At 65.8% G+C, this 8,473-nt stretch carries 11 protein-coding genes; 6 read left to right on the top strand and 5 right to left on the bottom strand.

Annotated elements, in window-relative coordinates; translation table 11 throughout:
* Positions 1-12: 12 nt before the first annotated feature.
* A complete protein-coding gene (locus VFV67_RS08350) occupies positions 13-252 on the bottom strand; it encodes a hypothetical protein (protein ID WP_326468548.1) in 240 nt (79 codons plus the stop codon).
* Between the two features lie 936 nt (positions 253-1,188).
* Here VFV67_RS08350 and VFV67_RS08355 point away from each other — a divergent pair.
* On the top strand, positions 1,189-1,392 hold the full coding sequence (locus VFV67_RS08355) for a hypothetical protein (RefSeq protein WP_326468550.1): 204 nt from the start codon (positions 1,189-1,191) through the stop codon (positions 1,390-1,392).
* Here VFV67_RS08355 and VFV67_RS08360 read toward each other — a convergent pair.
* Positions 1,370-2,470, bottom strand: coding sequence for an NAD(P)/FAD-dependent oxidoreductase (locus tag VFV67_RS08360; protein ID WP_326468552.1), 1,101 nt, complete (start codon positions 2,468-2,470; stop codon positions 1,370-1,372). The genes VFV67_RS08355 and VFV67_RS08360 overlap by 23 nt on opposite strands.
* A gap of 64 nt (positions 2,471-2,534) precedes the next feature.
* On the opposite strand from VFV67_RS08360, the gene VFV67_RS08365 reads away from it, so the two are divergent.
* The 5 genes from VFV67_RS08365 to VFV67_RS08385 all read left to right on the top strand — a co-directional run bounded on the left by VFV67_RS08365 (position 2,535) and on the right by VFV67_RS08385 (position 5,587).
* Positions 2,535-2,891 (top strand): metalloregulator ArsR/SmtB family transcription factor, encoded by a 357-nt coding sequence (locus VFV67_RS08365; protein ID WP_326468553.1) that lies wholly within the window; start codon positions 2,535-2,537, stop codon positions 2,889-2,891.
* 212 nt (positions 2,892-3,103) lie between these two features.
* Positions 3,104-3,685: a phage integrase central domain-containing protein gene (locus tag VFV67_RS08370; RefSeq protein ID WP_326468554.1), complete on the top strand. Its 582-nt coding sequence runs from the start codon at positions 3,104-3,106 to the stop codon at positions 3,683-3,685.
* Positions 3,613-4,326 carry a site-specific integrase gene (locus VFV67_RS08375; RefSeq protein ID WP_326468555.1) on the top strand — a complete coding sequence of 238 codons (714 nt, stop codon included), beginning with the start codon at positions 3,613-3,615 and terminating at the stop codon, positions 4,324-4,326. The genes VFV67_RS08370 and VFV67_RS08375 overlap by 73 nt, the downstream gene beginning before the upstream one ends.
* 289 nt (positions 4,327-4,615) lie before the next feature.
* Entirely contained in the window at positions 4,616-5,293 is a 678-nt protein-coding gene (locus tag VFV67_RS08380) for a Crp/Fnr family transcriptional regulator (RefSeq protein WP_326468556.1), read from the top strand.
* Positions 5,294-5,311: 18 nt separating this feature from the next.
* Positions 5,312-5,587 (top strand): hypothetical protein, encoded by a 276-nt coding sequence (locus VFV67_RS08385; RefSeq protein WP_326468557.1) that lies wholly within the window; start codon positions 5,312-5,314, stop codon positions 5,585-5,587.
* 929 nt (positions 5,588-6,516) lie between these two features.
* On the opposite strand, the gene VFV67_RS08390 is transcribed toward VFV67_RS08385, so the two are convergent.
* The 3 genes from VFV67_RS08390 to VFV67_RS08400 form a co-directional block, all read right to left on the bottom strand.
* A complete protein-coding gene (locus VFV67_RS08390; protein WP_326468559.1) occupies positions 6,517-6,681 on the bottom strand; it encodes a hypothetical protein in 165 nt (54 codons plus the stop codon).
* Between the two features lie 509 nt (positions 6,682-7,190).
* On the bottom strand, positions 7,191-7,457 hold the full coding sequence (locus VFV67_RS08395) for a hypothetical protein (RefSeq protein ID WP_326468560.1): 267 nt from the start codon (positions 7,455-7,457) through the stop codon (positions 7,191-7,193).
* Between the two features lie 64 nt (positions 7,458-7,521).
* On the bottom strand, positions 7,522-8,473 hold a 952-nt coding region (locus VFV67_RS08400; protein WP_326468561.1), incomplete at its 5' end, for a polymorphic toxin-type HINT domain-containing protein.

Here is an 8,473-nt window from a genome sequence, read left to right on the forward strand (position 1 = left end):
CGAGTTGCGGGATCACGAGTTCTTGCCGGAGCGGCCGCTAAGCCGCGCGAACCGCGATCGGATCAACAGCTCCAGCACCCGGCACGCACTGTCGCGCCGCGCCGGATCGGCCGACCGGACCGCCGTCCAAATGGCAAGGAACTTGCCGATCACCGTGACCAGCCCGCCCGCCGCGCTCACCAAGAGCACGACGGCGACGACCCAGGGCGAGACACCCAGGTTGTGCTGAACCCACGGCAGGACCTCACGCACGGACCCCAACCACCTCCTCAACCTGTTCACAGAGAAAGGCGGCAACGGTGTGCCGCCTGAGGGCGCCGGATCGTAGCCATGACAAATCCGGACACCCCCGCTTCGAGAGCCACCCAGTCGACGTTCCCCGGACAGCACGAAGCCCGCGGACCCTACGGCTCCACGGGCTTCACGATCATCAATTGGGCACAGCTCAGCTGCGCTACACCAGCATACGTTCGAGGAAGATCAACACCGGCAGACACGCGGCTCGGGCCGACTCATCGCGGTCGCGGCAACGCTGGGAACACAGCTCCGCCCGCCCAAGCGTCTCACACGTGCGACGGCCGCGGACACGCGACACCGACACCCGAACCTACCTGTGGGCGCGCGGATGTACCCGCAAGACCGCATCGTAAGCGTCCACGTTGCACACCGTTGTGCCGACACGCCGAGGGGCACAGCTCCGCCCCGGTTCAGGGTGACATAAGCCCTCACCTGCACCAACGCGCCACGCCCAGCAACGAAGTCCGCCTCTTGGTGGACCGGCGATCGACAGGTCACATCAGATGTTCTGGGGACTCCGTGCCATGCTGATCGGCAGTCGCATGTGGACTGATGGCGCGCGGATGTACCTGCAGGAGACGATGATAAGCGGCTTCGTGGCCCGCGGTTCTCCTGACACGCCGATGGGCACAGCCCCGTCCCAAGCAGCGTTGCATATGCCCCTCACCTGGACCAACGCGCCACGCCGAACGTCAACTCCGCCCGGTTGCGCCAGAGATTCCCGGACCTGTCGGATCAGGGTTCTAGGGTCTGCTCATCACGCCGATAGGCAGTGGCAACAGAACTGAGGGGAGCGCCCTGTGCCGGGTGCGAGTGAGCAGACGCGACAGGTCAAGGTTCTCAACGCCAACTGGGTCGCCGGCCCCGACGGGGACGACGGCCGGTTCGATCGTGACCGAGGACGACCAGCAGCACACGATCGCGCCCAGCCCGGCGGCGATGACCGCGCTGCTGGCATTGGCCCAGGCGGACACCATCCTGCTGTGGGATTCGGTGAACCGGACCTTGATCGGCGCCAAGGTGGTGGGTACCTGGCTGACCACCACCGGGGTGGCCCGGGCCACCGTCGCGCTCAGCCAGCCCGGACGTTCCTGATCCGGCCGGCCGGGGTAGCAGCCGTAGCGCGCAGGTGTGCGGCCAGCCGGGCGATGACGTGGCGGGCGTCGCGGTGCACGCCGCGCAGCGTGTTGGAGGCGAACGACCGCTGAAACTCCAACCCGACGTAGGCCAGGCCCGGGTGGGTGGTGGAGACGCCGCCGGTGTGCCGGAGCGCGCCGGCGTCGAGCGCGCGCAACGATTCCAGATAGCCGAGGTCGGGCCGGTATCCGGTGGCGAAGATGACCGTGTCCACCTTTTCCGCGGTGCCATCCGGCCACCGGACATGATCGCCGTCGAATCCGGTGAACATCTGCTGGCGGTCCAACTGTCCGGCCCGCAACGCCGCGCGGTAGATCCCGGTGTCCAGCACAGGGGTGACGCCGCGTGCGGCGCGGACCGACCAGGCGGCCGGCAGCCGGTCGAAACCCGTAGCCCGCAGCCAGTAGTGCACGTCGCGGCCGCGGATGCGCTGGGGCAGGAACCGCACCGGCCGTCGGGTCGCCAGCGTCACCGTGGCGATCTGGGCCAGCTCGTAGGCGACCTGGACGGCCGAGTTGCCGGCCCCCACCACGACCACCCGCTGCCCGGCATACGGCTGGGGGCTGCGGTAGTCCGCGACATGCAGCCGGGCTCCGGTGAAGTCCTCCTGGCGAGGCAGCTCGGGCAGGTGCGGATTGCCGAACGATCCGCTGGCGGCCACCACGCCCGCCCCGCGGATCGTCTCGCCACCGGCGGTGTGCACCAGGAAGCCCGCGCCGTCGGCCCGCACCGCGCTCACCCGGATGCCGGTGCGGATCTCCACATCCAGGCCCGCGGCGTAGTGCCGTAGATAGTCGACCACCTCGTCGCGGCGCGGATAGTGGTCCGGATCGCCGGTAAACGGCACCCCCGACAGCGCGCTGTAGCGGGCGGGCGAGAACGCGGTCAGGCTGTCGTAGTAGCCCGGCCACGACCCCACCGGTTCGCCACCAGCCTCCAGCACCAGCGCCCGCAGCCCCAGGTCCCGCACCGCACGCGCGGCGGCCAACCCGGACTGCCCGGCCCCGACAATGATCACCGGCTCAGACGACGTCACCCATCCATCATATCGTTGATTCGTGAAATGACGATATGATGGGGTGGAGAGGACGGTGAACCCCTTGGCCGACCCGACAGCCGGCGCGGACCGCGCGAGTCCGACCGACGAAACCTGCTGCGCCCAGGGCGAACTGCTCGGGCTGGCCCCCACCACGCATGACTTCCTCAAGGCACTGGCCAGCCCGACCCGGCAGCGCATCATGCTGCTCTTCGCCCGCGGCACCGAACTCTCCGTCGGCGAGATCGCCGAGCGCGCCGGTATCAGCCAATCCACCGCCTCCGAACAACTCACCCTGCTGCGCCGCGGCCACATCGTGACCTCCCGCCGCGACGGCAAAATCGTGCGCTACCGCGCCGACCGCGACGGCGCCCTCCAAGCCCTCACCGACCTGCAGACCTACCTACGCACCTGTTGCTGACCGCGCCTCGTCGAAGGCGGCTGAGCTAGAGATCGGAACCTCACGTCGGCACGTCGGCCAACTCCGACAGCCCCACCCACGCCGAGGAGAACGCGAGCGTCTGCGCTCAGTGCCCTTTGGTCGCGGGACCGCCTTGTGCCTGATCGACTTGCGGTGCCGCCTGGGTGGGCGCATCACGGTGTCCACCAGTTTTGGGATCCAAGGAGGGTGTCATGGCGTGGGTGGAGCAGACCGGGCGGCGGTCATGGCGGGTGCGCTATCGCAGCCGTACCGGGTGCGGGTCGGTGTCGGGTTTCGCCACCCGCAGCGCCGCGGCGGAGTACCTGCAGGACATGCGCGTGGATCAGCGGCGCGGGAGCTGGTTGGATCCGGCCGGGGCCAGGACCCGGCTGGCCGAATGGGTGGGCACCTGGATTGACATGATCGACGTGGAGACCCGCACCGAGGAGAACTACCGACGGTGTCTACGGCTGCATATCCTGCCCCGCTGGGGCCAGCTCGAATTGGGCGAGATCACCGCCTCAGCGGTGGCCGAGTGGCTCAAACAGCTCCGACAGCGCTATGCGGCCTCCACCGTGGTCACCCTGCGCACCGTGCTGTCCATGATCCTGGACGACGCCGTCGACGAACGGCTGATCCCGGCCAACCCGGTCCGCCACCGGCGGCGGCGCGGTCGCCGCCGGGACCACTCCCCCACCCTGCGCAGCACCGGGTCTGGGCGATGCCCGACCAGGTGCTGCGCATCGCCGACCAAGCCGCCCGGCTCGGCGGCCCGTGGGCCGGGCTGTTGGTGATCACCACCGCGTGGACTGGCTGCCGGTGGGGCGAGATGGCCGGCCTGCAGCGCGACCAAGTGGACCTCGACCGCGGGACGATCACCATCGACCCGGACATCGGCACCCTGCACGAGTCAGCCCGGCGGCTCTGTCTTGGGCCACCCAAAACCCCCGCGTCGGCCCGCACTATCACCCTGCCGCCATTCCTCGTAACGAAGCTTCGGGAGCATCTTCGCAACCATGCTGAACCATTTGTGTTCACCAGCCCACAGGGCTATCCGCTGCGGCGCAGCACATTCGACCGACGGGTATTTCGGCCAGCCGTCGACGGCAATCTCCGTAAAGCCACCCGCCCAGTACGGCCCGGGCTGACAATTCACGGGCTACGGCACAGCCACAAGACCTGGCTCATCGCCGACGGCATCCCCGAAATCGCCCAAGCCCGCCGACTGGGCCACCATCTATCCAACCGACTCGTCGAGGTCTACAGCCACGTCGCACCCGAAATCGAAACCCGACTCCTCCAGAAACTCGAACGACGCTGGAAGCACGCCACCACCGACCACCGCCCGACCGACAACCGACCCCACCGCGCACCACATACACGTGACCCCACACGGCTCCCGCGCAGCGCACCATCCCACCCAGAACCCAAGTAAGGCAGAAAGCCCAGGTCAAACGCGTCGAGCGCCGACCATCAACACCCCGCTCGACAGTTCGGAGTGCTCCAGAATTGCTCCAGATCGGTGCACACCGCGATCAACACCGACCCTGGGACGGGATCATGGCGAAAATGAGAGGTGTCTTCCGACCAGGCGAAACGCCGGCCATAGAAGACTTGCCCGAGAAGTGGAGCTGAGGGGGCTCGAACCCCTGACCCCCACACTGCCACCGGACACCCCGGGAAACCCTTGCTCGCCACATAGGTGTATTATTACACTTAGCTACGTGGCCGATGCACTCTTCCTCCAAGGCGCGCCCGTTCTCACGGCCGAGGAGCTGTCCGTACTGCAGTCCCTCGGCCAAGTGCTGCGTCGACCCCCCGGCCACCTGTTCATGCGTCAAGGGGAACAGTCCGACTTCACGCTGCTGATCAATGAGGGACACGTCAAGGTCGTGGCGGGCGAGCCACCCCGACTCATCGCCATCCGCGGACCCGGCGACATGGTGGGCCAGATGGCCGCCCTGCGACACCAACCGCGCTCGGCGGGCATCATCGCCCTGGACGAAGTCGTAGTACTGCACGTGCCCGGCGACGACTGGTTGCGGTTCCTCTACGACCACCCCCGCGCGATGCACGCGCAACTCATCGCCGCGCATACCCAACTCGACCAGGCGACCCGCAAGATCGTCGAATCGGACCTGGCCGTCGAACGCCGCTTAGCCAAGGCACTGATCGAACTCGCCGACACCGGCCTCGGCCACCCCAGCGCGGACGGCACCACCCTGCCCATCAGCCAACGCGACCTCGCCACCTTCACCGGCGCCTCGATCGACTCCATCAAGAAGATCATCCGCATCTTCAAGGTCCGCCAACTGATCACCACCGGACGGCAGCATCTGGTCATCCGCGACATCGCGAATCTCAGGGCCATCGCGGACGGCACGCACACCATCACGCCATAACCGCGCAGGGAGCGACCGATGCCAGCGAACCTGCTCACCGAGGCTACCTGGTTGATCCCAGCCACAGCACTGACCGCCACCGCGATCACCGCACTCACCCGAGCCGCGCTCTCCCTCTGCCAGACAGTCGTACAGGAACGCTCCCGCACCACCCGACTCACCACCGCACTCAAAGACAGCACACCCGACCAACGCCCCGAGATCATCCGCGCGTGCGGACACCTGGAGACACTCCACCCCAAACCGACCCGCTGCGGCCAATTGACGAAACGCCAAGGCCACCGCAGCTCATGATCGTCAATGGATCGGACTTCACCCCGGATTGCCCTACATGTCGGGCGGGCGATCCCGTCGACTGTTCCGCGTCCGCATCGCTATCCCCGGCACCGCGAAACCCGCACAATGCTGGCCCCAACTGCCCGCCTGGCACCCACGCTGACCGGTGGCCTGCCGTTCTTTAGCGGCAGGCGTGGCCGCCATCCCACGTCCGGGTGCCGTATCTACGACCCTGATCATCGCCCTACACTGGGCCGTCAGTTGCATCGATCCCTCGAAATCCCACTACGCCGGTGCCTCACGTGGCAGGCGTTGGATCATGCGCGGGTGACCGGCTACCCCGCCCGGTCAACAGCAGCCAGCCACGTGGTGTTGACTGTGTTTGTAGACACGAACGTCGCTTGTCGCGAGTACTCACGTGAGCGCACCGGCAAGGAGGCGGCGATCATGGGTGGGTGGGGTGTGGTGTGGTGGCCATCGTGGTATCGCTCATCGTGGCCGTCGTCCGCGAATACCTGATGTTACGCACGGACGCCGCGCGTCGGGACAGCATCGAGCGTCTGGTGACCACCGCACCGTCGGGCCTGCGGATCACCGACGCGCATCCGACGGCGGGATCATTGAAATCTTCGTTGCCCATTCCACGCAATCCCCAGCCGGAGCTGCTCTCCGATAGGATCAATCAACACCATGACCGTCATGCCAAGCCGCACCGAATCACCCCGGTTCGCGTCTTTCGAGGATTTCGGCACCTACGCCGACACACAGAATGTCCGGCCCACGCACCGAAACCATCCCAACCCGGTCCAGGACAACCAGCCGGACACCGCAACCATCGACCGGCCCACCGCCACGGACCAACTCACTATGATGGGTCGACGCCCAGTTCGGACTCGAGCGCGGCGCGCAGCGTGTCGAGGCGGAAAACTGCCGCAGGGCGCTGCTCGTCAATGGGCCTCGTAAACCCGGATCTCTTCGAGGTCGGCTTCAGCCAAGTGTATCGCCGATGCGATATCTGAGCCATCACGCTCCAACAAGCCCATGCTGGTCTGGAGCCTCCTTTGCACGTCCTCAACCGTCAGTCGACCGGCGACGAGTTCGTCCATCGCCATCAGGACCGAGTCAACAATTGTACGATTGTTGACATTCATCGTCGGTTATGACCTGGATCGAGCCACTCGTAAAGTACATTCTACTCTCATCTTTCGGCCCTTTTACCGGCACACCCTTTGCGCTACCGAGGACATCCTCGATGTAGTTCGGTGAGACACTGCGTCCCGGTCCGCTCGCTCCAGCCGGCGTCCCCGAGCCCTGACGGCTGCATGCGGTCAACCGCATGCCTGGCGTAGAGGCGGCCACCGACCAGCGCGTACTCCCCGACTGTTTAAGGTCACTTTCGGATAGTTCTGCCATGACGTCCAGAGTACTTTCCCGCCACCCCCTGCCTTGACAGCGTAACGGGCTGCCTTGGCGAGATCGCCGGCGAAGGGGACCATGACTACACCTGAGATGGCGGCGTTGGTGGGGTCGCCTTCGGCCAGAATGGAGACGACGGCCCTCTGATCGGCCACCAGGTGCAGGCATCGGCAGGTGGTGTCTGACGCCGTGCCGCACCCCCCGATCATTCCTCGATGTCAATTCGCGCCAGTACACTTCGAAACTCGCCGGAATCAACTAGGCCGTTCAACATCTCCGCAATGGCGACAACTCCACCACATCTCACAATAATCATGTCGGGGCACTGGAAGTAGCTCCCACCGAGGCCCTCGCCAGTGGCCTCCCATCGATCCATTATGCGGCCGATTTCAGCAAGCGACAAGACGGTAGCGCCCCACCGACTGCCATCAGCAAACGTGACTTCCACGTCCACGTTCTCCACGGTCTCCACGTCATCTCCCGCGCCAAGCATGAACGTAGCCTCAGCACCATGGAGCTGAACTTTCAGCAACGGATCACCGGCCATAGAGTTCAATCAGCCTTCTGATGACAGCCGACTCATTACCCTTGTCCGCTTTACCAACAATCTGCATTCCACCGTTAACACTTCTAAAGAAAAGACGTGCACCGTTCCGCCCTCTAGCATAGGACACGTCCGTGCCCGCCAGGGACTTGGTGCCAATTCCAGGGTTCATGTTTCCTTCGCTGAGTTGTTTGAACAGGCCATCCATTTCCTGCTGAACTCGCTGGTTGCGCCCAGCCTGTTGCGCCGCCTTGGCCAAGAAACTGTCCTCGCCAATAGCCGACGACATCGATCCACACTGATTATGCACCAGGACCGGGGTGGTGTGGGCGAGGACGTAGTAGGTGTGGAGGTCGTGGATGGTGAGGTTGTAGGCGGTGGCGTTGCGTGCGGTGTGCTTGTCCAGCCCACGGACGGTGACGGTGAGGCCGTCGGGGGTGTGGAGTTGGTGGCCGGGGTTGAGTTGGTTGGCGGGTTGCCATTGGTGGGTGGTGGTGTTGTAGAAGGGGTGGTCTTCGGTGGTGGTGATGGTGGCGCCGTCGGTGGTGAGCAGGTTGAGCAGGGTGTCTTGGTGGGCCAGGACGGTGGTCACGGTGCGGGGGCCGTGCTCGCCGGTGTCGGGGTTGGTGGCCAGGATCTGGTCACCGACTTTGATGTCTTGGATGGGTTGGGTGGTGCCGTCGGCCATGAGGACCTTGGTGTCGCCGGAGAAGCTGCAGGCACCTTTGATCACGCCAGCGACATCGTCGGCGTAGCGGGCGCCTTTGGCGAGGTCGCCGACCAGGGGGATCATGCTGGCGGCGGAGATGGCGGCGTTGGTGGGGTCGCCTTCGGCGAGGTAGGACAGGGCGTTGAGGCCGTCGGCGAGTTCGCCGAGTCCGGGGATGAGTCCGGCGAGGTCGAGGAAGGCGTGCCAGGCTGCGCTGACGCCGGCGTAGACGTCG

The organism is Actinophytocola sp., assembly GCF_035762905.1.
GTDB lineage: Bacteria > Actinomycetota > Actinomycetes > Mycobacteriales > Pseudonocardiaceae > DASYTH01.

Bases quoted from the DNA above. Each gene is read 5' to 3' on its own strand.
- VFV67_RS08370 (WP_326468554.1), top strand. From the start codon at position 3,104: ATGGCGTGGGTGGAGCAGACCGGGCGGCGGTCATGGCGGGTGCGCTAT.
- VFV67_RS08375 (WP_326468555.1), top strand. From the start codon at position 3,613: ATGCCCGACCAGGTGCTGCGCATCGCCGACCAAGCCGCCCGGCTCGGC.
- VFV67_RS08385 (WP_326468557.1), top strand. From the start codon at position 5,312: ATGCCAGCGAACCTGCTCACCGAGGCTACCTGGTTGATCCCAGCCACA.
- VFV67_RS08390 (WP_326468559.1), bottom strand. From the start codon at position 6,681: ATGGCGATGGACGAACTCGTCGCCGGTCGACTGACGGTTGAGGACGTG.